Below are 22,994 nucleotides of genomic sequence, written 5' to 3' on the forward strand. Positions count from 1 at the left end.
TCATTCGGCTCCGTCTTCGGGCTCGGGCGCCACGTAGCTTGAGGGCGCGGTGAAGGCGGTGCGCAGCGTGGCGATCAGGGTCTCGAGAATCGCCAGGCACAGCAGGCCGGTACCGGCGACCAGCACGCTCTGCGGAATCCACAGCGGCAGCGCCAGCAGGCCGGAGGAGATGTCGTGGTACTCGAGGCTCTCGCCGGCCAGCAGTACCAGTTCATGGGTGATCAAGACGCTCAGGCCGAGTGCGATCAGCAGTGCGAGGCTTTCGATCCACACGCGCACGGCGGCCGGCAGGCGGTTGATGACCAGCGTCACGCGGATATGGGCGTGATGCGTGAAGGTGTAGGCGAGGCTCAGGAAGGTGGCGCCGACCAGCAGGAAGGCAGCCATTTCCGACACGCCGGAGATCTCGAAGCCGAGACGCTCGGCGCCGAACATCACCATGATGGCGTCGATCAGGCGCAGGAAGACTTGCAGGCTGACGAGGGTGCAGATCAGCAGCATGCAGGCCGCCGCACCCCACGCGCCGAGGCGATAGAGTCTGTCGAAGAAATAGGTCATGACGGGCGCTCACAGGGAAGGTGAGGGTGGCCACGCGATGCTGCGCACAGGCTTGTCCGTGGATCACCTGCCGGCGGGCGGCAGGTGTCGGAGTCTCGAGTGGCGTACCGCGTGGCGGGATAGCAACGCTGCAGCTGGGGTCAGTCAGGACATCCGCAGCGCTCAGGCAAGGCAATGCTCAGACGTTGCTCAGGCAGTGCACGGTCGATGCGCTTGGCCACATGTCCAGCATTCAGCGCCGGGCAGTCGGGCTTGCGAGCGGATCTCAGGCATCCAGATCTGCGCGGTAGCGCTCGAGCAGCTGCTGGCCTTCTTCACCGGCACGCGACTTCCAGTCCTGGAACAGCTTGTCACCGGCGGCCTTCAAGTCTTCCGCCAGCTTGGCGTCGGGCTCCGTGATGGTGAAGCCATTCTCGGTCAGCACCTTGGCGCTCTCGGCAGCATCAGCCTTGCTGGCTTCCCAGCCGCGGGTCTCGGCGGCCTTGGCGGCATCAAGCACGGCTTGCTGAGTGCTCTCGTCGAGGCGATCGAAGGCACGCTTGTTGACGAAGACGATGTTCTTCGGCAGCCACAGCTTGGCGTCGTTGTAGTGCTTGACGTAATCCCAGGCCGACATGGACTTGCCGGTGGAGCTGGAGGTGATCATCGCGTCGACACGACCGGTGCTGAAGGCGGTGGGGATGTCGGCTTCTTCGGTCTCGGTGGGCTTGCCGCCGACGTTCTCGACGAAGCGCTGGGTGTTGATGTTGGGCGCGCGGATACGCAGGCCCTTGAGCTGGGAGACGTCGGACAGGTCGAAGTCGGTGTAGATACCCTGGGCCGGCCAGGCGACCGCGTACAGCGGCATCAGGCCTTCCTTGGCGAACAGCTCGGTGATGTCCGGCTTGGAGGCCTGCCAGAGGGCGAAGGCTTCTTCGTAGCTGGAGGCGACGCCCGGCAGGGTGTCCAGCTCGTAGACCGGCGATTCGTTGGAGAGTATCGACAGGAAGATTTCACCGGCCTGGACGGTGCCACGACGCACGGAAGGCTTGATCTCGCCGTGGGAGATCAGGGAACCGCCGCTGTGCACGGTCACGGTCAGCTCGCCATCGGTGGCCTCGGTGACCTCCTCGGCGAACTGCTTGGTGTTCTTGGTGTGGAAGCTGGCATCGCCATACGGAGTGGCGAGGTTCCACTGTGCCGCGAGTGCCGAGCCACTGAAGGCCAGGGCACCCACTGTCGCCAGCCAGGCGAAGGACTTGACTGTCGGGGTCTTGCGAGTGAGGGAATCGTTGGGCTTACGCATGTCTTGTTCCTCATTATTATTGAATGTTGTCGGCAGACAATTTCATTCTTCAAGCGACGGGCCATCCCGTCCAATCGTTAATTCTGATTCGCAGTATCGATGAAATCTTTCATAGTGTCGTCGCATGAAAGCCTTTGGCGATATTGTTAGACCTTGGTCTGATGCGGAGCGGGGCGCGATCAACCCTGACTCAGCGCATGACAGGCGGTCTGATCAGGGAGTGGAATGCGCGTGTTGCTGCGAGTAGGTCTCGGCACATTGGCAGCCGAGGCGTGCCACGCTGGCACAGAAATCGGGATAGTTGGCATTGCGCCAGATGGCTTCATAGACCATTGGCGGCAATGGAGTCTTCAGTGGCAGGCGCACCAGTTCGCCGTGGCTGATGACATCCTCCACCGTAGCGACCGGCAGTACGCCGATGCCAAGCCCTTCGCTGCTCATGCGCAGGATGGTCATCAGGGTGCTGGTGCAGTGCACCTTGGGCTGGGTGATGCCCTGGTCCGACAGATAGCTGACCAGCTCGGTATAGGGGCGCGCCTGCTTGCTGAAGGAGATGAATGGCGTGGAAGCGAAGCGCTCGTCATCCTCGGCCAGCTGCTCGGCGAGGGCCGGTGAGGCGAACATGCCCATCTCGAAGGTGCACAGCGGGGTCTGGGTGGCGTAGGGCCCCATGGCGGCGCTGTCCATCGCGAACAGCATGTCGAGATCATTGTCGGCCAGACGCTGATGCAGAGAGGGCGAGATATCGACGGTCATTTCCAGCGTCAGCTTGGGATAGCGTTCGGCCAGCTGGCGCATGAAGGCGGGAAACCAGCTGTTGGCGATGGTCTCGATCACGCCCAGACGCAGCGTGCCCGAGAAGGCGCCTTCTTCCTGAAACAGGCGCATGGCCTCGTCGCGGCCACTGAGCAGGCGCTCGGCGTGGGCGAAGAACTCACGCCCGCGCAGGGTGGGTTGGATGGGGCGGGTGGCGCGTTCCAGCAGGGATTCGCCGACGGTGGCTTCCAGGCGGTTGATGCGGTCCGAGATGGAGGGCTGGGTCAAGTGAAGCTTGGTCGCGCCCTTGCGGAACGAGCCAAGCCGGACCACCCAGACGAAGGCCTCGAGTTCCTTGAAGTCGAACATGGCAGATGCCCCGTGATGAATCGTTGTGACCGCCCATCTTGCCGCATGCAGCGCGAGGCGTCAGCTTTCATCACGGGGCCCGGCCCGCGTCAGACCGGGCGTGGGCTCGGGCGCCTGCGCGGGTCGCTCAGGTCATTTGCGAAACAGCTGGCTCTCGCGGTCCTTGAAGGCCTTGAATTCCAGCGCATTGCCGGTGGGGTCGAGGAAGAACATCGTCGCCTGTTCGCCGGGTTCGCCCTTGAAGCGGATATGGGGCTCGATCTCGAAGGTGACGCCCTCGGCGATGAGGCGGTCCGCCAGTGCCTGCCAGGCGTCCATCTCCAGCACCACACCGAAGTGTGGCACCGGCACACCATGGCCATCGACCGGATTGCGGTGCTGAGCGACGGCGCTTGCCGGGTCGGCCAGCGCCGGATTCAGGTGACAGACGAACTGATGGCCATAGAGGTCGAAATCGACCCAGCTGTCGGACGAGCGGCCCTCGGGGCAGCCCAGAAACTCGCCATAGAAGCGGCGTGCCTCGGCGATATCGCGGACCTGGATGGCGAGGTGGAACGGATCGCTGACGGCCATGGTGAAACTCCTGTTGTTGTAGGGGGATTCGGCTGAGCAAAGCGTGACTTCAGACAGGCGGTGGGCGGGGAGACAGGCCCTGCCGCCACTGCTCGGCTCGCCCAAGACAGAAGCATGACGCGCTCTGTCGGGCAAGCGATACACGGCCGGTGCTTTCATGGCGCAAGATGATGAAAGATTTCACCGATATGACGAATCATAAAATACGATTGGATACCAAGGCGGCCCCTTACATAGAGTGGAGGCATAACAACACACAAGATCTGACCTGTGAGGTTTTGCTATGTCCCGCTCTGCCCCCTCCCTCCCCCTGCTCAACTGCGATATGGGCGAAAGCTTCGGCAACTGGAAGATCGGTCTGGATGAAGAGGTCATGCCCTTCGTCGACTGCGCCAACATCGCCTGTGGTTTCCACGCTTCCGACCCCACCATCATGCGCCGCACCGTGCGTCTGGCGGTCAAGCATGACGTGCGCATCGGCGCGCACCCGGCCTACCCGGACCTGCAAGGCTTCGGTCGTCGCTCGATGGCGTGTTCGCCTGCCGAAGTCGAGGACATGCTGCTCTATCAGATCGGCGCGCTGGATGGCATCTGTCGCGCCGAGGGCACTCGTGTCCAGTACGTGAAGCCGCATGGTGCGCTCTACAACGACATGGCCGCCGACCCGACGCTGCTGCGCGCCGTCATGCAGGCCGTGGTGCGCTATGACGCCAGCCTGCCGCTGATGGTGATGGCGACCGCCAACCCCGCGCCGATGCAGGCACTGGCCGACGAGATGGGCATCACGCTGTGGTTCGAGGCTTTCGCCGACCGCGCCTACGATTCACGCGGCCACCTGGTATCGCGCCGTGAGCCGGGCGCCGTGCATCATGACAGCGAGGTGATCATCGCCCAGTCCGTGACGCTGGCACGTGGTGAAGCGCTGACCGACAGCAGCGGCGGTGACCTGGTGCTGTCCGCCGATACGCTGTGCGTGCACGGTGACAACGCCGAGTCCGTGGCCGCGGTGCGCGCCATCCGTGAAGCCTTCGATACGTTGGCGGGTGCCTGATGGCGGGGGCTGATAGCCACGGCCGTGGCACGTCACCGCAACTGCGCCTCGAGACCGTCGGCATGGACTCGCTGATCATCCGGCTGTTCGATCGCATCGAGGAATCCAACATGACCTGGGTGCTGGCCGCCGACAGTGCGCTGCGTGAGGCCTTCGGCGCGGCGCTGGTCGATCTGGTGCCGTCCTACACCACGCTGCTGCTGCACTACGATGTGGCCGCGCTGGAAGAAGGCGAGGCGCGTGCCCGCATCCAGGCCGCGCTGGCGGATCTCGCGCCGGGCAGTGGCCAGCAGGGACAGCTGCATGAAGTGCCCGTCTGGTATGACGACAGTGTCGGGCCGGAGCTGGCGCCGATCGCCGCGCGGCTGGGCATCAGTGTCGAGGCGCTGATCGAGCGCCACGGGGCGCATGACTACTGCGTGTTCGCCCTCGGTTTCGCGCCCGGTTTCGCCTTCATGGGCGTGCTGGAAGAGGCGCTGACCACGCCGCGTCTCAAGACGCCGCGCCAGAAGATCGCCCCCGGCAGCGTCGGCATCGCCGACCGTCAGGCCGCGATCTACCCGTCTCGCTCTCCCGGTGGCTGGAACATCCTGGGCCGTACGCCCATCACCCTGTTCGGGCGCAATGAAGCCGGTGAACCGTCCAGTCGCTTCATGCCCGGTGATCGCGTGCGCTTTGTCTCCGTGAGCCGAGAGGAATTCGTTCGCCTGGGCGGCGATGTCACCCCGCTGGAGGAACGCGCATGAGCGACGTGAAGACGAAGACGACGCTGCGCGTCGAGCGCAGCGGTGCCCTGGCACTGGTGCAGGACGCTGGCCGTCTGGGCGTGCGTCATCTGGGTGTGACCCAGGGTGGCGCGGCGGACTGGGTGTCGCTGGGCTGGGCCAACTGGCTGCTGGGCAACGCCCATGATGCGCCGGGACTCGAGATCACCATGGGCGGCGGCTTGCTGCTCAAGGTCGAACAGGCCGGCACCCTGGCGCTGTGCGGCGCGGGCCTGGCCGCGACCCTCGACGGCGAGGTGCTCGCGCCGGGTCAGGCCTTCGAGGTAGCCTGCGGACAGCAGCTAAAGTTCGAGCGTCCCGTCGCCGGGCTGCGCGCCTATCTGGCCTTCCCCGGTGGCCTGGATGTCGCCCCGGTGCTGGGCAGCGCCGCCAGCACGGTGCGCGACGGCCTCGGCGGGCTGGATGGCGAAGGGCGAGCCCTGGCCAGCGGTGATGTGCTGACGGCTGCCAGCAATGAGCTGTCGCTGCGCGAGCTGCCGGCGTCGGCACAGGCATGGCAGCAGTCGCTGCCCCCCGAGGAAGGCGAGGCGCTCGAATTGCCGCTGGTCGTGGGGGCGCAGATCGCCGAGTTCAGTGGCGACAGCCTCTATCGCGCCTTCAACAGCGAATGGGCAGTGGATGGGCGAGCCGATCGCATGGGCGTGCGCCTGACCGGCCCGCGTCTCGAGCGTGAAGGAGCGGGCATGGTGTCCGAGGGTATCCCGCTGGGCGCCGTGCAGGTGCCGGCCGATGGCCAGCCCATCATATTGCTCAATGATCGCCAGACCATCGGCGGCTACCCGCGCCTTGGCGCGCTGACGCCACTGGCCTGCGCACGGCTCGGGCAATGTGTGCCGGGTACCCGGGTGCGACTGGCGGCCGCGACGCCGGGTCAGGCGCGTCGTGATCACCTCGAGGTGCTGGCCGGCTGGCAGTCTTGATGCGCCTCAGCGTATCTTTCAGCTCGACGCCTGCAGGCCAAAACGTACAGACCTGAGCCACTGGATCTAAGCGCGCAGACAAAAAAAGGGCCTCCAAGTGGAGGCCCTTTCGGTTTTCCCGTGAGGGAATCTTTGATGCTGTTGGGAGTGATTGATCAGATCACGCCCTTGATGAACAGATTCCCGGAGAAACGTTGCGCGAGCATCGGGAAACGTTGCACTGACTCGTGGGTATCGATGAAACACGAAGCAATGCGGTCATCATGTCGGGCACATTACCCTCACATGCTGACGGGTAACGAACGGCTTATCCCCCGAACGGGACTGTACTGGCAAGAATAACGGTTGAGGCAGGCGGATGCCAGTCATTTGCGAGCGCTGTTTCCTAATTTTTTCTCGTCACATCCCTGCGGTGAGTTCTGCTGATTCATCGCGCCCTTCACTGCCTGGCAGAACGCTTGCGCAGGCGCCACAGGTGAACCTCCAGCCAGCCGGCTTCCAGGGCCAGCATCAGGTTGCGTTGCATCAGGGAAAAGGCCGGGCCGAAGACCAGTTCCGGCGTCAGGCCGCGGGCGGCCAGCATGGCCGGCGAGGGCGCAGGCGCGTCCTCGCGGTAGGCGATGGGCTGCTCGCCGGTACTCTCGCGCATGCGGCGCGCCTGCCAGCTCAGCACCTGATCGGTCAGCTCGACATGGGCATCGACCTCGAAGCCGCTGCTGGCCATTGCCTCATGCAGCTCCTCGCAACTGGCCAGTTGGTCGCCGCGCGGTGACAGTGCCCACGGCAGTGGCAGGGCAGGACGCTCGCCAAACGCCTGCGCCTGCACGCTGAGCACCGGCTCGTGCAGCAGGAGGTAGCCATCCTGCTCGAGACAGTCATGCCACTGCGTGAGCGTGCTGGCCTTGTCGCTCAGATGCACCAGCAGGTGCTGGCTGAAGAGGCGATCAAAGCGGCGACCCGACAGTGCCGGATGCAACTCGGGGTAGCAGGCGTCGCCCTCCAGCACGCGAATCGACTCGCGCAGTCCGGTGGCCCGGTTGAGGGCGATTGCCAGCTCGCAGAGGCTGCTCGAGAGATCCAGCGTGGTGATGTGATGGTCAGCGCCGGTGTCACGCGACTGGCTGGCAACATGTCGCGCCAGCCCGCCGAGGCCTGCGCCGAGTTCGAGCATCGAAAGCCCCCGCGACTGGGGTTCCAGCCGGGCGAGGGCCAGCAGCTCGCGGGTGCCCGTCACGCCACCCAGGTGCAGTTGGTCCAGCCCGGCCAGTGCCATGACCGGTAGTTCGCCGCTCGGGTGGGCATCGATCAGCGTCTCGAGCGCCTCGTCGAGGGCCGCATGATGATGACTCGCCGCATAGTGGGCGACCTGCTGACGAGCGCTGCTCAGGTGGCGTGTGGCGGGAGTGTCATCCTCCCCCTCACGTGACGTACTCACCTGGCCAGCCCCAGCTCTTGTGTCGCGGCCTCGCGCATCTTGAACTTCTGGATCTTGCCGGTCACGGTCATCGGGAATTCCTCCACGAACTTGATGTAGCGCGGCACCTTGAAGTGAGCGATACGTCCCTGGCAGAACGCCTTGAGCGTCGGTTCATCGAGTTGCTCGCCGTCCTTGAGCTTGACCCATGCCATCACTTCCTCGCCATACCGCTCATCGGGCACGCCGATCACCTGCACATCCGACACCGCAGGGTGGGTGTAGAGGAAGTCCTCGATCTCGCGCGGATAGATGTTCTCGCCCCCGCGGATGATCATGTCCTTGATACGTCCCACGATCGTCACGTAGCCGTCTTCATCCAGCGTCGCGAGGTCGCCGGTATGCATCCAGCGGCCGGCATCGATGGCCTTGGCGGTGGCCTCCGGGTTGTTCCAGTAGCCCAGCATCACGCTGTAACCTCGCGTGCACAGCTCGCCCTTCTCGCCGACTGGCACCACGCGCCCGCTGTCAGGGTCGATGATCTTGATCTCCAGATGCGGATGCAGGGTGCCGACGGTGGAGACGCGCTTGTCCAGTGGCGCCTCACGCGTGGTCTGCAAGCTGACCGGGCTGGTCTCGGTCATGCCGTAGGCGATGGTGACCTCGCGCATGTGCATGCGCTCGATGACCTGTCGCATCACCTCGATGGGGCAGATGGAGCCGGCCATGGTGCCGGTGCGCAGGCTGGTGAGGTCGAATTCGGCGAAGCGCGGGTGTTCGAGTTCGGCGATGAACATCGTCGGCACGCCGAACATCGCGGTGGCGCCTTCCTCGCTGACTGCCTGCAGGGTGGCCAGCGGATCGAAGCCCGCTTCCGGATAGACGATGGCGGCGCCGTGGGTCAGACAGCCCAGATTGCCCATCACCATGCCGAAGCAATGATAGAGCGGCACCGGCATCACCAGCGTGTCGTGCTCGCTGAGATTCATGCGCTCGGCGACGAAGAAGCCGTTGTTGAGGATGTTGTGATGCGAGAGGGTCGCGCCCTTGGGGGCGCCGGTGGTGCCGGAGGTGTACTGGATGTTGATCGGGTCATCGAAGGTCAGGCTGGCCTGCAGCTCCTTGAGTGTCTCGACGCAGACGCTATCGGCTCCGCTGAGCACATCCTGCCAGTTGAGCATGCCGGGCAGGGCATCCTCGGCCTCGAAGCAGATCAGGCGCCTGAGGTCCGGCAGCGCGCCATTGTGGATGCCATCACGACCGCGGGCCTCTTTGGCCTCAGGGAACAGCTCCTCGAGGATCGTCACATAGTCGGACGCCTTGAAGCGAGACTGGAAGATCAGCGTCGCCGCGCCGGATTGCTTGAGGGCGTAGGCCAGTTCATGGCCACGATAGCTCGGATTGAGATTGACCAGCACCACGCCGATCTTGGCGGTGGCGTACTGGATCAGCGTCCATTCGGCGCGATTGGGCGCCCAGATGCCGACGCGGTCGCCGCGCTCGATGCCCATCGCCAGCAGGCCGCGCGCCACGCGCTCGACCTCTGCGTGCAGTTCGGCCCAGGTGTAGCGCAGTCCCTGATGGCGACTGATCAGGGCATCGCGCTCGGGCCAGCGCGCGCAGATGCGATCAAGGCAATCACCGATGGTTTCTCCCATCAGTGGCGTGTCGGAGGTGGTGCTGAGATAGCTGACTGACCGGCTTGCGCGTGTCATTTCGCTGGCAGGCTGGCGTGTGGCGATGGCGTCCTGTGACATGATGCTTTCCTGTGTCCTTGATTGTTATTGGTGAGGCAAGGCTTGTCAGGGGGAGCCGCCTCAGGGAGGCGGTGACGCTGTGTTGTCGTTCTTTTCGTTTTTGTCGTCTGGTCGTGCTGTCGTGTCGTGAGTCGCTTGGTCAGCGGGCGACGCGCTGCTCTCCGGCAGCCTGCTGTCGCCCGCACTCGCGAGGCGCTGGTCACTCCCGGGGTGAATGTTCTCCTGATGGGCAGTTTTCCATGGACAGTCTAGTCGCTGTCACTTGTATGGCTGTTATTTATATAACTGTCAGTTATATAGCTGTTGCTGGCGCGAGTGGGTTCTGCCGTTATGGACTCCAATCAGCTCTCGCTGTCGCCAGCCAGGCGGGCGAGGGCTTCGCGGGCACGTGTCTCGACGTCATCCAGCTCACGTTGCATGGCGGTGAGATCGCGCAGCTGACGCTCAAGGCCCTCGCGCTTTTCGCTCAGAATGCCAAGCAGGCGCGTGAGCTGTTTCTCGCCACCGCCGTCGGCGGCGTCGTAGAGGTCGACCACTTCACGAATCTCGGCCAGCGAGAAGCCCAGTCGCTTGCCGCGCAAGGTCAGCTTGAGACGCACGCGGTCCTTGTCGCGATAGACGCGTGTCTGACCGCGTCGCTCCGGGTGCAGCAGTCCTTCCTGCTCGTAGAAGCGGATGGTGCGCGTGGTCACGTCGAAATGCCGTGCCAGCTCGCCGATGCTCCAGGTGCGCTGGGTCGGACGGATGGCATCGCTGGTGCTGGTGGTGCTCAGCAGGGACTCCGTACCGGCGTCGTGCCTCGTGCCATCAGGCGTTGCTCGGGATCTGGGGTCAGGACTCGGGGTCATCATCGTATCTGTCATGGGCGCTGCCGCTCCGGATGCTGTGCACGCCAGGGAGAGGGGAGTGCTCCCTGGCGCAGTGGGTGCCAGCGGCGTCTGGCCGTGAATTTTCTACAGACTAGCATTGTTTACGTTAACGTAAAGGGGAATAGTATTTGCAGCCAACCAAGCAGATGCTAGGTTGAGTCAGATCACAGTCTCGGCTTGCCGGGTTCTGCAGGACGGCCCGGTTCTGCGAAACGGGTCTGCCTGATGACTTCGACTCTGTTGACACACTGTCTTCCTCCCAATAACAACAGCCACAGGAATGCCACGCCATGTCATCGACATCTCTCACGCCCTCTACCGGTTCACTGGATCTGCTGTCACGCCTGCGCGCCGTCGTCGCCGGTGACGGCGCGCCGCTGGTGCTGCCACAGCTGATCAATGGTCAGTTTGTCGAAAGTCGCGCCGATCAGCACCTGAGCGTCACCAACCCGGCCACCAACGGCGAGATCGCCCGCGTGCCCCTGTCACCGCTGAGTGAGCTGGATGAGGCGCTGGAGCACGCCGAACAGGCCTTCCAGCGCTGGCGCAACACGCCGGTGCCGACCCGCGCCCGTCTGATGCTCAGCTATCAGCATCTGCTCAAGCAGCATCATGACGAGCTGGCCGAGATCATTTCCCACGAGCTAGGCAAGACCTTCGAGGACGCCAAGGGTGATGTGTGGCGCGGCATCGAGGTGGTCGAGCATGCCGCCAACATCCCCAGCCTGCTGATGGGCGAGACGGTGGAGAATGTCGCCACCGGCATCGACAGCTATTCCGTGACCCAATCGCTTGGGGTTTGCCTGGGGATCACGCCGTTCAACTTCCCCGCCATGATACCGCTGTGGATGTTCCCGCTGTCCATCGCCTGTGGCAATGCCTTCGTGCTCAAGCCCTCCGAGCAGGTGCCGCTGACCACGCTACGGCTGGCGGAGCTGTTCATGGAGGCGGGGGCTCCCGAGGGCATATTGACCGTGGTGCAGGGCGGGCGCGATCAGGTCAATCATCTGCTCGCCCACGAGATTCCGCGCACCGTCAGCTTCGTCGGCTCGGTGCCTGTGGGGCAGCACATCTATCGCACCGCTACCGACAACCTCAAGCGCGCCCAGTGCTTCGCCGGAGCCAAGAATCACATGGTGATCATGCCGGACGCTCCGGCGGACCAGGTAGTGAATGCGCTGGTCGGTGCCAGTGTCGGCGCGGCGGGTCAGCGCTGCATGGCGATTTCGGTGGCGGTCTTCGTCGGTGATTCGAAGGCCTTGATCGAGCGGGTGCGCGATGCGCTGGCCGAGGTGCGCCCGGGCGCCTGGGATGACAAGGGCGCCAGCTACGGGCCGCTGATCTCGCCGCAGGCGCTGGAGCGCGTGACCGGCTGGATCCAGCAGGGCGAGCAGGAAGGTGCCGAGCTGCTGCTGGATGGCCGCGGTGTCTCGGTGGCGGGCTACCCCGACGGCAACTGGCTGGGGCCGTGTCTGTTCTCCAGGGTGACGCCGGAGATGGTGCTCTATCGCGAGGAAATCTTCGGACCGGTGCTGTGTTGCATGGAGGCGGCGGACCTGTCCGAGGCCATCGAGCTGATCAACAACAACCCCTACGGCAACGGCACCTCCATCTTCACGCGCTCCGGCGGCGCGGCGCGGCGCTTCCAGAACGAGATCGCGGTCGGTCAGGTCGGCATCAACGTGCCGATTCCAGTGCCGCTGCCGTTCTTCTCCTTCACCGGCTGGCGCGGCAGCTTCTTCGGCGACCTGCATGCCTATGGCAAGCAGGCGGTGCGCTTCTATACCGAGACCAAGACGGTGACGGCGCGCTGGTTCGATGACGCGCCGGCGGAGGGCAATCAGCCCAACTTCTCTATTCAAATGCGCTGAGCCGCTTTGACAGGCCCGGGCGGTAGACCCGGGCCGACAGAACAAGGACAACAGGAGGCAGCTGCATGAACTTTTCGCTGACCGATGACCAGCGTGCCCTCCAGGAGGGGGCGCGTGCCTTCGCGGATGCCGAGCTTGCCCCGCATGCCGCCGAGTGGGACGCCACGGCCCACTTCCCCATCGAGACACTTCGCAAGGCGGGCGAGGCCGGCTTCATGGGGCTTTACGTCCCCGAGGAGCACGGCGGCCTGGGCCTGCCGCGCCTCGACAGCTCCATCATTCTCGAGCAGCTGGCGACTGGCTGCATCTCGACCACCGCCTACATCACCATCCACAACATGGTGGGATGGATGATCGCCAGTTTCGCCACACAGAGCTGCCGCGAGCAGTGGGTGCCGGCGATGGTGGCGGGCGACAAGCTCGGCTCCTACTGCCTGACCGAGCCGGGCAGCGGCAGTGATGCCGCCAGCCTGCGTACCTGCGCCGAGCGTGAGGGCGATGACTACTATCTGAGTGGCTCCAAGATGTTCATCTCCGGTGCCGGCGCCACGGACGTGCTGGTGGTGATGGCGCGCACCGGCGAGCCGGACAGCGGCGCGGCGGGTATCTCGGCCTTCGTGGTGCCGGCTGACGCCGAAGGCATCAGCTACGGCAAGAAAGAAGACAAAATGGGCTGGAACAGCCAGCCGACCCGGCTGGTGAGCTTCGATCGTGTGCGGGTCCCGGCGGCCAATCGTCTGGGCGAGGAGGGCGAGGGCTTCCGCTTCGCGATGAAGGCGCTGGATGGTGGTCGCATCAACATCGCCACCTGCTCACTGGGGGCGGCCCAGAAGGCGCTGGAGCTGTCGCGGGATTATCTCGGCGAGCGCAAGCAGTTCGGGCGCGAGCTGGCCCAGTTCCAGGCTCTGCAGTTCAAGCTGGCCGACATGGTCACCGAACTGACCGCGGCGCGCACCCTGGTGCGGCTGGCGGCCTTCAAGCTCGATGAGGGCGACGCCGAGGCCAGCGCTCACTGTGCGATGGCCAAACGCTTCGCCACCGACATGGGTTTCGAGGTCTGCAATCAGGCACTCCAGCTGCATGGCGGCTACGGTTATATCCGCGAGTATCCGTTGGAGCGGCTGGTGCGTGACACCCGTGTGCACCAGATTCTGGAAGGCACCAACGAGATCATGCGTCTGATCATCGCGCGCCGTCTTCTGACCCCGGGCATGATCGAGTCGCTGGCGTAACGCCACCTCTACTTCATTTGTCATTGGTTACCATCTTTCAGGGAGTTACATGATGTCATCCAGTCAAGGGCCATGCCTCGTTCTCGAGAAGGATCGTCATATCGCCCGGGTCACCATCAACAACCCGCCGGCCAACACCTGGACGGAAGCGTCCTTGATCGAGCTGGAGCAGCTGCTCGACGAGCTGGAGGGCGATGGCAGCATAAGTGCCGTGGTGATCACCGGTGAGGGCGACAAGTTCTTCTCTGCCGGTGCCGATCTCAAGACCTTCGCCGATGGTGACAAGGGCGTCGCCGCCACCATGGCACGCCGCTTCGGGCTGGCCTTCGAGCGGCTCGCCAACTTCCCGGGCGTGACGATCGCCGCCGTCAATGGCTACGCGATGGGCGGCGGGCTCGAGTGCGCGCTGGCCTGTGACATGCGTATCGTCGAGCGTCAGGCCAGGTTGGCGCTGCCGGAGGCCAAGGTGGGGCTGTTGCCGTGCGCGGGCGGCACCCAGCACCTGCCGTGGCTGGTCGGCGAAGGCTGGGCCAAGCGCATGATTCTGTGTGGTGAACAGGTGGACGCCGGGACCGCCGGTCGCATCGGGCTGGCCGAAGAGGTGGTCGAGACCGGCCAGAGCCTCGAGCGCGCACTGGCGATCGCCGAGAGCGTCGCCAACCAGAGTCCGAGCGCAGTGGCACGTTGCAAGGCGTTGATCATGTCGTCGCGCCATCGCGGCATGAGCGATGGCCTGCGCATGGAGCGCGAGCTGTTCGTCGAGCTGTTCGATGACCCCAACCAGAAGGAAGGCGTGAGTGCCTTCCTCGAGAAGCGCGCCCCGCAATGGGTCTCGCGTCAGGAAGAGGCGAAGGAAGGAGGGCGCTCATGAGCCAGATAGAAGGTGTCACCGCCAGGGCCGCGACCGAGGTCGAGGCGCCTGTGGTGTTCGAGACGCGTCGCGCCCGCGACGGCAAGCAGCTGGGCATCGTGCGTCTGAACGCGCCGCGCTCGCTGAATGCGCTGTCGCTGGCCATGATCGAGCGCATCGAGGCGCAGCTGGATGTCTGGGAGCTGGACAGCAGCATCGCCATGGTGTGGCTGGAAGGTGCCGGCGAGCGTGCGCTGTGTGCCGGTGGCGATATCGTGGCGCTCTATCAGGCGATGACCACGGCGCCTGCCAGTGAAGGCGAAGACCCCCTCGAGGCGCTGGATGATTTCTTCGCCACCCGGTATTTCACTGCCGAATATCGGCTCGATCACCGGCTGCATACCTTCCCCAAGCCGCTGCTGGTGTGGGGGGGTGGCATCGTGATGGGTGGCGGCATGGGGCTGTTCGCCGGCGGCTGTGAGCGCGTGGTCACCGAGAGTTCGCGACTGGCGATGCCGGAAGTCAGCATCGGCCTGTACCCGGATGTCGGTGCCAGCTGGCTGCTCAACCGCCTGCCGCGTGGCATCGGAGAATATCTCGGCGTGACCGGCGCACAGCTGAATGCCCGCGATGCGCTGGATCTGGGGCTTGCGACACGCCTGATTCCCGATGAGCAACGCGAGGCGCTCAAGCAGGCGCTGTGCGAGGGGGAATTCGGTCGTCACCCGTCGCGTCATCTGAGCCAGGTGCTGAGCGAGTTCGAGCGCCGCGAACTGGCACCGCCGGGGCAGGTGCTGCCGCTCTTCGATCACATTCAGCAGCTGGTCGCCGGGCGCGAAGTGCTGCAGGCCTGCCAGCGGATCCTCGATGACCCCCAGGCGCGCAGTGACTGCAACGCGTGGCTGAACGCCAACCGCGAGCGTCTGCTGGCCGGCTGCCCCAGCTCACCGCATCTGGTATTTCGCATGCTGGGGCGCCATCGCCACTCCTCGCTGGCGGAAGCCTTCCGCGACGAGCTGACCCTGTCGGTGCGCTGCTGCATGGGTACCGAGCTTGCCGAAGGGGTGCGCGCCCTGCTGATCGACAAGGACAAGCAGCCGCAGTGGGCCTATGCCTCGATCGCCCAGGTCTCCGAGGAATACATCGATGGCTTCTTCGCACCGCTATGGGAAGAGGATGAGCATCCGCTGATGGACCTCTGAGCGCGCTTTTCAGCAAAGGCGGCAGGCGCAGACTTGCTGCTGTACGCCAATGACAACAAGAATCTGTTCACAAGGAAGCATTGCCATGACATCCATCGGTTTCATCGGACTCGGCAACATGGGCGGGCCCATGGCGCTCAATCTGGTCAAGGCTGGCCATGCGGTAAGGGTCTTCGATCTGGTCGAGTCGGCCATGAGCGAACTGGTCGAGGCGGGCGCCACCCGCGCGGCATCTCCCGGCGAGGTCGCTGAGGGGGCCGAGGTATTGATCAGCATGCTGCCGGCCGGCCAGCACGTGCGAAAGCTCTATCTGGGTGACAAGGAAGACGGGGCGGGGGGGCTTCTGGCCACGCTCGACGCCTCGGTACTGGTGATCGACGCCTCGACCATCGCGCCGGATGATGCCCGTCTGGTCGCGCGCCACGCCGCCGAGCGTGGCATCACCTTCATGGATGCCCCGGTGTCCGGCGGGGTCGGTGGTGCGCGTGCCGGCACGCTGAGCTTCATCGTCGGCGGCGAGGCCGACGGCTATGCGCGTGCCATGCCGCTGCTGGAAGTGATGGGCAAGAATCTGTTCCATGCAGGCCCGGCCGGCAGCGGTCAGGTCGCCAAGATCTGCAACAACATGCTGCTGGGTATCCTGATGAGCGGAACCGCCGAGGCGCTGGCGCTGGGGGTCAAGAACGGGCTGGACCCGGCCGTGCTCTCGGAGGTGATGAAGCAGTCATCCGGCGGCAACTGGGCGCTCAACGTCTACAACCCCTGGCCTGGGGTGATGGAGGCGGCGCCGGCCTCCAATGACTATCAGGGTGGTTTCCTGGTCGACCTGATGGCCAAGGATCTCGGCCTTGCCTGGGAGATGGCGCTGGGCTCGAAATCGGCGGTGCCAATGGGCTCCCAGGCGCGTAATCTGTTCGCCCAGCATGCCGCCCAGGGCGCAGGGCGCCTCGATTTCTCGAGCATCCAGCGCTTCTATCGCTGCGGCGAGGCGGAGGCGTGAACTGTCACGTCGCCAGTCGCTGACAGGCATCCCAGGACAACATCATCTGCAAGGAGCACCCCATGATTCGACCGGTCAGTGAGCTGGTGGCAGCCGCCGAGACGGAGATCGAGACCCTGTCGCCCCGTGAGCTGCGTGAGGCGCTGGAAGAGGCCCGCGCTGGCGGCACGCCTCTGACGCTGGTGGACATCCGCGATGTGCGTGAGCTGGAGCGGGAAGGGCGCATCCCCGGCGCCATCCACGCGCCGCGCGGCATGCTGGAATTCTGGGTCGACCCGGCCTCGCCCTATCACCGTGCCGACTTCGCGCGCGAAGGGCGCTATGTGCTGTTCTGTGCCGGCGGGCTACGCTCGGCACTGGCCACCAAGTCGCTCAAGGACATGGGCTTCGGGCCGGTGGCCCATCTGGGTGGCGGCTTCGCGGCCTGGCGTGAGGCGGGGGGAGAGGTCGTCTCGCCCTTCATGCAGGGCAACTGATGCCGCGCGGGGAGGCTCGGCGCGATCCAGCGTTGCCCCTCACCTGACACGCTGATGCTTTACACTGTTCGACCCCGCTGGCGCCTCGCCGGTCGGGGTCGTTTTCTGTCCGGAGCCTGTATGCCTGACCCTGCTACCCCTGTCACCCCCAAACATGCCTCGTCTCGGCGTGGTACGCGTGATCTGCTGCGTGACCCGATTGCCTCGACGCTGGCCCGCATGACGGGGCCGGTGATCGGCGGCATCGTCACCATGATGCTGTTCAACCTGGTGGACGCCTGGTTCATCGCCCAGCTGGGCACCGCGGAGCTGGCGGCGGTGACCATGACCTTCCCGGTCACCTTCGGCGTGATCAGCATCGCCATCGGGCTGTCCATCGGCACCACCGCAGTGGTGGGGCGTCGGTTGGGACGAGGCGAGCTCGAGACCGTCAAGGCGCGCACCACGGATTCCAGTCTGCTGGGGCTGCTGCTGGGGCTGGTGATGCTGGTGTCGGGGCTTGCCAGCATCGAGCCGCTGTTCGGGCTGCTGGGAGCCGATGACACCCTGATGCCGCATATCCGCGACTACATGCAGGTGTGGTATTTCGGCGCGCCCTTCGTGTTGCTGCCGCGTGTGCTGGGCAGCGTGCTGCGCGCCGAGGGCAATACGCTGGTGCCTTCGCTGGTGATGGCGGCGGCGGGTGTACTCAATGCGCTGCTCGACCCGCTGCTGATCTTCGGTATCAGTGGCTGGCAGGGCATGGGCGTGGCGGGTGCGGCGCTGGCCACGGTGCTGTCGTGGCTTGCGATGACGCTGGGCTTGCTGGCATTGCCACTACTGCGCGCGCGGCTCGATTTTCGTCACCTGAGCGTGATGCGGCTGGTGACGTCATGGCGCGAGATCGGGGCGATCGGTCTGCCTGCCGCGTTGACCAGCGTGATGACGCCGATTGCCACCGCGTTGGTCACACGTATCGTCAGTCAGCATGGCCACGCAGCGGTGGCGGCTTACGGTATCGGCTCACGCATCGAGTCGCTGGCCCTGATTCTGGTGCTGGCGCTGTCCATGACGCTGTCGCCCTTCATCAGCCAGAACGATGGTGCCGGGCAGCAGAAGCGCGTGTGGCGCGCCATCCATGGCGTGCTGGCCTTCATTCTCGTCTGGCAGCTGGTCGTCTGGTTGGGACTCGGGCTGGGCGGCGAGTGGATCGCGGCGCGTTTCGCCGAGAGTCAGGAGGTCGCGGGGCTGGTCAGTACCTATCTGTGGCTGATTCCCGCCGCACTCGGGGCCCAGGGTGTGATCATTCTCGCCAATTCCAGCCTCAATGCGCTGCACAAGCCACGCCGCGCGATGATGCTCTCGCTGGTGCGTCTGTTCGCCTTGCTGGTGCCGCTGGCCTGGCTGGGCGGCGCTCTGTATGGCGTGATCGGCATCTTTGCCGGGGTAGCGACAAGTTACCTGTTGATGGGTGGCATCAGTTATCTGGCGCTGCGTTCGGTCCTCAGGCAGCGGGCCTGAGCCTGGTATCGAGAAGCCGCTGTCGTGACGAAAAAGCCGCCGTACCCTCTCGGGTCACGGCGGCTTTTTCATGCCTGGCTTTCAGCGCCTCAGGCGGCTGTTTTCCAGTGCCTCAGGCGGTTGTTTTCCAGTGCCTTAAGCGTCTTCATACTTGCACAGATAGGCGGACTCGACCGTGGTGCGCACCTCGAAGCTCTGGTTGGCTTCGACGATGAAGCTTTCGCCGGCGGCGAGCTGATACCACTCTTCCGCGCCCGGCAGCAGTACCTGCATGTCGCCGCTGATCAGGGTCATGTATTCGCGTTGACTGGTGGAAAACACGAATTCGCCGATGGCCATCACGCCGACCGTGGCAGGAAGGTCTGCGCTCTGGAAGGCGATGGAGGCCACCTGGCCGTCGAAGTAGTGGTTGGTGTTGAACATGGGAGGACTTCCTGGGTGAGTAGCGCTGTTGTTGTGGTCGATGTCTGTCGTCGTGGCCGACGTGTGTCGTGTTGTTCGATTAGTGATGACCTGGCGTCGAGGTCAGCGCGGTGAGAAGCGGCGCGCCAGGCCGGTCTCGGCGATCATGCGCGTGGAGATCTCTTCGATCGAGAAGCGCGTGGTATCGATGTAGGGCACCTTGGAGCGGCGGAAGAGTGCCTCGGTCTGCTCGACTTCCTGCAGACACTGGTCGATCGAGCAGTAGCGGCTGTTGGGGCGACGCTCGGTACGGATGGCGGCCAGACGGCGCGGGTCGATGGTCAGCCCGAACAGCTTGTGACGATATTGCGCCAGTGAGGCGGGCATCTTGAGGGTGCCGGACTCGTCCAGGTCATCCTCGGTCAGTGGATAGTTGGCCGCGCGGATACCGAACTGCAGCGCCAGATACAGCGAGGTCGGCGTCTTGCCGCAGCGTGAGACGCCGATGAGGATGACGTCGGCCTTGTCGTATTGATGCGTGCGCGCGCCATCATCGTTGTCGAGGGCGAAATGCACCGAATCGATGCGATTCATGTAGACATCGTCCTGCCCGATGGAGTGGGTCTTGCCGACGCTGTAGGACGAGTGGGTGTCCAGTTCCTCTTCCAGCGGCTTGAGGAAGGTCGAGAAGATGTCGACCTTGAAACCGGAGGACTCGGAGATGATGTCGCGGATGTTCTGGTCGACGATGGTGTCGATGATGATCGGGCGCTCGCCGTCGTTGGCATGTGCGCTCTCGATGGCCTTGACCAGTGCCGTCGCCTTTTCGGCCGAATCGATGTAGGGCTTGGTCACCATGCGGATGTCGGTATTCTCGAACTGGGCGAGCAGACTGCGTCCCAGTGTCTCGGCGGTGATGCCGGTGCCATCGGAAATGAAGAAGGCGGTTCGGGTCATGACGGGCACTCGTGAAGAACGAATCGAAGACACCAGCCCGCTCAGGCTGTTGCCCCGTGAAGATCCCAAGTGTCGGTGTTCACTGTCGCGCTTGCAATATCCGGCACAGGGCCAGTGGCGCGATATGAGAAATCCCGTGTTCCCGTTCTCCACCAAAGCGCCTCATGACTACATTCCTGTAGCGGCCATCTCTGGCTTGTCGACATGTTCGCCGACGATGGGGGCAGAACGTCTGGAACAGGCTCAGGGTTGTAGTCCTCCTCCACTGACTAGCCGGTTAGACCAATGGCTAATGCTAGAGAGAGCTTGTTAGGGTGGCGTCATTGCTGAACGGAAGGCGGTTCATCGTCCTCCATCGGTCACTCGTTTCCATCCATTGGTACCAGGGGGTTCCCTTGTCACAGCAAGCCACATCCGAATACGTCGTCGATTTCGATCAGCTCGGCATGAACGATGTTGATCGCGTTGGCGGCAAGAACGCCTCGCTCGGTGAGATGATCTCCAATCTGGCCGATGCCGGTGTCACCGTGCCCGGCGGCTTTGCGACCACCTCCTATGCCTATCGCGAGTTTCTGGCTCACGAAGGCCTCGACAAGCGTATCAATGCCGCCCTCGATGCCCTCGATGTCGATGACGTGGTCGAGCTGGCGCGCGTCGGTGCCGAGATTCGTCAGTGGATCATCGATACGCCGCTGCCGCCGGCCTTCGAGACCGAGATGGAGCGTGCCTATGCCGAGCTTCAGGCCAGGCACCCGAACCTGAAGGTCGCCGTGCGTTCTTCCGCCACTGCGGAAGATCTGCCCGACGCCTCCTTCGCCGGTCAGCAGGAAACCTTCCTCAACATCGAAGGCTTCGACAACATCAAGCGTGCAGTTCACGAGGTGTTCGCGTCACTGTTCAACGACCGCGCCATCTCCTACCGCGTGCACAAGGGTTTCGATCACTCACTGGTCGCGCTGTCTGCCGGCGTACAGAAGATGGTGCGCTCCGAGACGGCCGCTTCCGGCGTGATGTTCACCCTGGACACCGAATCCGGCTACCGCGACGCCGTCTTCGTCACCGGCTCCTGGGGCCTGGGCGAGACCGTGGTGCAGGGCGCGGTCAATCCTGACGAGTTCTACGTCCACAAGAGCACGTTGGCCGCCGGCCGCCCGGCGGTACTGCGCCGCAACCTGGGCTCCAAGCTGATCAAGATGGTCTACACCGACGACACCAGTGCGGGCCGTTCCGTCGAGACCGTCGACGTGCCGGTGCCGGACCGCCACCGTTTCTGCATCAGCGATGCCGATGTCGAGGCACTGGCGCGCCAGGCCATGATCATCGAGAAGCACTACCAGCGTCCGATGGACATCGAATGGGCGCGTGATGGTGACGACGGCAAGCTCTACATCGTTCAGGCGCGCCCGGAAACGGTCGTCAGCCAGGAAGAGGGCGGCAACCTCGAGCGCTTCCAGCTGCGCGAGAAGGGCCGCACTCTGGTCACCGGACGTGCCATCGGCCAGCGTATCGGCCAGGGTGCGGTGCGCGTGATCGACAACCCGGAGCAGATGGACAAGGTGCAGGTCGGCGACGTGCTGGTCACCGACATGACCGATCCGGACTGGGAGCCGGTCATGAAGCGCGCCTCCGCCATCGTCACCAACCGTGGTGGACGTACCTGCCACGCGGCGATCATCGCGCGTGAGCTGGGTATCCCGGCCGTGGTCGGCTGTGGCGACGCGACCTCGGTGCTCGCCGAAGGCCGCGAAGTGACGGTCTCCTGCGCCGAAGGCGATACCGGCCACGTCTATGACGGTATCCTCAACTTCGATCGCACCGTCACCAGCGTCAACGAGATGCCGGAGATTCCGTTCAAGATCATGATGAACGTCGGCAACCCGGACCGCGCCTTCAGCTTCTCGCGTCTGCCGAATGCCGGTGTGGGGCTGGCGCGTCTCGAGTTCATCATCAACCGCATGATCGGCGTGCACCCCAAGGCGCTGCTCGACTACGCTACCCTGCCCATCGATCTGCAGCAGACCATCGATGCGCGCACTGCAGGCTACGCAAGCCCGGTCGACTTCTACGTCGACAAGCTGGTCGAGGGCATCTCCACCCTGGCGGCCGCCTTCCACCCCCAGAAGGTCATCGTGCGCATGTCGGACTTCAAGTCCAACGAGTACGAGAATCTGATCGGCGGCAAGATGTACGAGCCGGGCGAAGAGAACCCGATGCTGGGCTTCCGTGGCGCCTCGCGCTACGTGTCCGACACCTTCCGTGACTGCTTCGATCTGGAATGCCGTGCTCTCAAGCGCGTGCGTGACGAGATGGGGCTGACCAACGTCGAGATCATGGTGCCCTTCGTGCGCACCACCGGCGAGGCGGGGCAGGTCATCAAGCTGCTGGGCGAGAATGGTCTGGTACGCGGCGAGAACGGCCTGCGAGTCATCATGATGTGCGAGCTGCCGACCAACGCGCTGCTGGCGGATCAGTTCCTCGAGCACTTCGATGGCTTCTCCATCGGTTCCAACGACCTGACCCAGCTGACCCTGGGGCTGGATCGCGACTCCGGCATCGTCGCTCACCTCTTCGATGAGCGTAACCCGGCGGTCAAGCAGCTGATGTCGATGGCGATCCGTGCCTGCAAGGCGCAGGGCAAGTATGTCGGCATCTGTGGTCAGGGGCCGTCGGATCATCCGGAGCTGGCCAAATGGCTGATGGAAGAGGGTATCGACAGCGTCTCTCTCAACCCGGATTCCGTGCTGGAAACCTGGTTCATGCTGGCGGACAAGGAGCTGGTATGACCCAGACTCCCCACGACGGTGATCTGACGCGCTGAGGCGAAGACGGTCGTTGTCACCCAGGGCGCCCATCGCACTCGACGTGCGGTGGGCGCTTTTCGTTTCGTGCCTGAAACCTGAAAGATTGGTCAGCTCAAACATTAGACCAATGGGGGAGAATGCGGCCCAAAGACGTCAGTTAGTAACAAATAGCAACAAAACGATCTCGATTGCGCGACTAAAGGATTATCCTTCTGCCTTATGTAAAAAAGGCAGTCATTTATAATCCCATCCACCCTGCTGACCACAATATTCATGGTGCCTATGAATTCAAGGTAACCCTGAGTCCAAGGCGACCATGAGTCCAAGGCGACCATGAATCCAAGGTGACCATGACGGCAGGCCTCA

The 22,994-nt window shown here is 64.1% G+C and carries 20 protein-coding genes; 11 read left to right on the forward strand and 9 right to left on the reverse strand.

All coding sequences use genetic code 11. From position 1 onward, the window contains the following. From MKZ40_RS02685 to MKZ40_RS02700, 4 genes are all read right to left on the reverse strand, one after another. A complete protein-coding gene (locus tag MKZ40_RS02685; RefSeq protein WP_175088594.1) occupies positions 1-558 on the reverse strand; it encodes a TRAP transporter small permease in 558 nt (185 codons plus the stop codon). 265 nt (positions 559-823) lie between these two features. Further along, on the reverse strand, positions 824-1,843 hold the full coding sequence (locus MKZ40_RS02690; RefSeq protein ID WP_175088595.1) for a TRAP transporter substrate-binding protein: 1,020 nt from the start codon (positions 1,841-1,843) through the stop codon (positions 824-826). Positions 1,844-2,056: 213 nt separating this feature from the next. Next, entirely contained in the window at positions 2,057-2,968 is a 912-nt protein-coding gene (locus MKZ40_RS02695) for a LysR family transcriptional regulator (RefSeq protein WP_175088596.1), read from the reverse strand. Positions 2,969-3,100: 132 nt separating this feature from the next. Then, complete coding sequence (locus MKZ40_RS02700) at positions 3,101-3,541, reverse strand: VOC family protein (RefSeq protein WP_054555510.1); 441 nt, start codon at positions 3,539-3,541, stop codon at positions 3,101-3,103. Between the two features lie 283 nt (positions 3,542-3,824). Here MKZ40_RS02700 and MKZ40_RS02705 point away from each other — a divergent pair, with 283 nt between their 5' ends. Genes MKZ40_RS02705 through MKZ40_RS02715 form a run of 3 tightly spaced genes read left to right on the forward strand, consistent with a single transcriptional unit; the run spans position 3,825 to position 6,297 of the window. Beyond that, on the forward strand, positions 3,825-4,592 hold the full coding sequence (locus MKZ40_RS02705; RefSeq protein ID WP_054555509.1) for a 5-oxoprolinase subunit PxpA: 768 nt from the start codon (positions 3,825-3,827) through the stop codon (positions 4,590-4,592). Beyond that, positions 4,592-5,338, forward strand: a complete 747-nt coding sequence (locus MKZ40_RS02710) for an allophanate hydrolase subunit 1 (protein WP_175088597.1) — start codon at positions 4,592-4,594, stop codon at positions 5,336-5,338. Before MKZ40_RS02705 ends, MKZ40_RS02710 begins: the two co-directional genes overlap by 1 nt. Then, positions 5,335-6,297 carry a biotin-dependent carboxyltransferase family protein gene (locus MKZ40_RS02715; protein ID WP_175088598.1) on the forward strand — a complete coding sequence of 321 codons (963 nt, stop codon included), beginning with the start codon at positions 5,335-5,337 and terminating at the stop codon, positions 6,295-6,297. Before MKZ40_RS02710 ends, MKZ40_RS02715 begins: the two co-directional genes overlap by 4 nt. 439 nt (positions 6,298-6,736) lie before the next feature. On the opposite strand, the gene MKZ40_RS02720 is transcribed toward MKZ40_RS02715, so the two are convergent. From MKZ40_RS02720 to MKZ40_RS02730, 3 genes are all read right to left on the reverse strand, one after another. Then, complete coding sequence (locus tag MKZ40_RS02720) at positions 6,737-7,732, reverse strand: class I SAM-dependent methyltransferase (protein WP_175088599.1); 996 nt, start codon at positions 7,730-7,732, stop codon at positions 6,737-6,739. Beyond that, on the reverse strand, positions 7,729-9,426 hold the full coding sequence (locus MKZ40_RS02725; protein WP_175088682.1) for an AMP-binding protein: 1,698 nt from the start codon (positions 9,424-9,426) through the stop codon (positions 7,729-7,731). Before MKZ40_RS02725 ends, MKZ40_RS02720 begins: the two co-directional genes overlap by 4 nt. A gap of 383 nt (positions 9,427-9,809) precedes the next feature. Further along, positions 9,810-10,331, reverse strand: a complete 522-nt coding sequence (locus tag MKZ40_RS02730) for a MerR family DNA-binding transcriptional regulator (RefSeq protein ID WP_348994677.1) — start codon at positions 10,329-10,331, stop codon at positions 9,810-9,812. Positions 10,332-10,627: 296 nt separating this feature from the next. Between MKZ40_RS02730 and MKZ40_RS02735 the strand changes: the two genes are divergently transcribed. The 7 genes from MKZ40_RS02735 to MKZ40_RS02765 all read left to right on the forward strand — a co-directional run bounded on the left by MKZ40_RS02735 (position 10,628) and on the right by MKZ40_RS02765 (position 18,468). Then, on the forward strand, positions 10,628-12,208 hold the full coding sequence (locus tag MKZ40_RS02735; RefSeq protein ID WP_175088600.1) for a CoA-acylating methylmalonate-semialdehyde dehydrogenase: 1,581 nt from the start codon (positions 10,628-10,630) through the stop codon (positions 12,206-12,208). Between the two features lie 65 nt (positions 12,209-12,273). After that, entirely contained in the window at positions 12,274-13,440 is a 1,167-nt protein-coding gene (locus tag MKZ40_RS02740; protein WP_175088601.1) for an acyl-CoA dehydrogenase family protein, read from the forward strand. Between the two features lie 52 nt (positions 13,441-13,492). Then, entirely contained in the window at positions 13,493-14,311 is an 819-nt protein-coding gene (locus MKZ40_RS02745) for an enoyl-CoA hydratase (RefSeq protein WP_175088602.1), read from the forward strand. After that, positions 14,308-15,492 carry an enoyl-CoA hydratase/isomerase family protein gene (locus tag MKZ40_RS02750; RefSeq protein ID WP_175088603.1) on the forward strand — a complete coding sequence of 395 codons (1,185 nt, stop codon included), beginning with the start codon at positions 14,308-14,310 and terminating at the stop codon, positions 15,490-15,492. Before MKZ40_RS02745 ends, MKZ40_RS02750 begins: the two co-directional genes overlap by 4 nt. Before the next feature lie 85 nt (positions 15,493-15,577). Next, complete coding sequence (gene mmsB, locus MKZ40_RS02755; RefSeq protein WP_175088604.1) at positions 15,578-16,492, forward strand: 3-hydroxyisobutyrate dehydrogenase; 915 nt, start codon at positions 15,578-15,580, stop codon at positions 16,490-16,492. A 62-nt stretch (positions 16,493-16,554) separates the two neighbouring features. After that, the gene (locus MKZ40_RS02760; RefSeq protein ID WP_107336265.1) at positions 16,555-16,968 is read left to right on the forward strand and encodes a rhodanese-like domain-containing protein; all 414 of its coding nucleotides are present in this window, start codon (positions 16,555-16,557) and stop codon (positions 16,966-16,968) included. A gap of 120 nt (positions 16,969-17,088) precedes the next feature. Then, a complete protein-coding gene (locus MKZ40_RS02765; protein WP_175088605.1) occupies positions 17,089-18,468 on the forward strand; it encodes an MATE family efflux transporter in 1,380 nt (459 codons plus the stop codon). Positions 18,469-18,603: 135 nt separating this feature from the next. On the opposite strand, the gene MKZ40_RS02770 is transcribed toward MKZ40_RS02765, so the two are convergent. Next, positions 18,604-18,891 carry a pyrimidine/purine nucleoside phosphorylase gene (locus tag MKZ40_RS02770; protein WP_166018755.1) on the reverse strand — a complete coding sequence of 96 codons (288 nt, stop codon included), beginning with the start codon at positions 18,889-18,891 and terminating at the stop codon, positions 18,604-18,606. 102 nt (positions 18,892-18,993) lie between these two features. Beyond that, on the reverse strand, positions 18,994-19,827 hold the full coding sequence (locus tag MKZ40_RS02775) for a pyruvate, water dikinase regulatory protein (protein ID WP_043331317.1): 834 nt from the start codon (positions 19,825-19,827) through the stop codon (positions 18,994-18,996). 395 nt (positions 19,828-20,222) lie between these two features. Between MKZ40_RS02775 and ppsA the strand changes: the two genes are divergently transcribed. After that, a complete protein-coding gene (ppsA, locus tag MKZ40_RS02780; RefSeq protein WP_282627779.1) occupies positions 20,223-22,610 on the forward strand; it encodes a phosphoenolpyruvate synthase in 2,388 nt (795 codons plus the stop codon). Positions 22,611-22,994 lie beyond the last annotated feature (384 nt).

Source organism: Cobetia sp. BMC6, from assembly GCF_029991385.1.
GTDB lineage: Bacteria > Pseudomonadota > Gammaproteobacteria > Pseudomonadales > Halomonadaceae > Cobetia.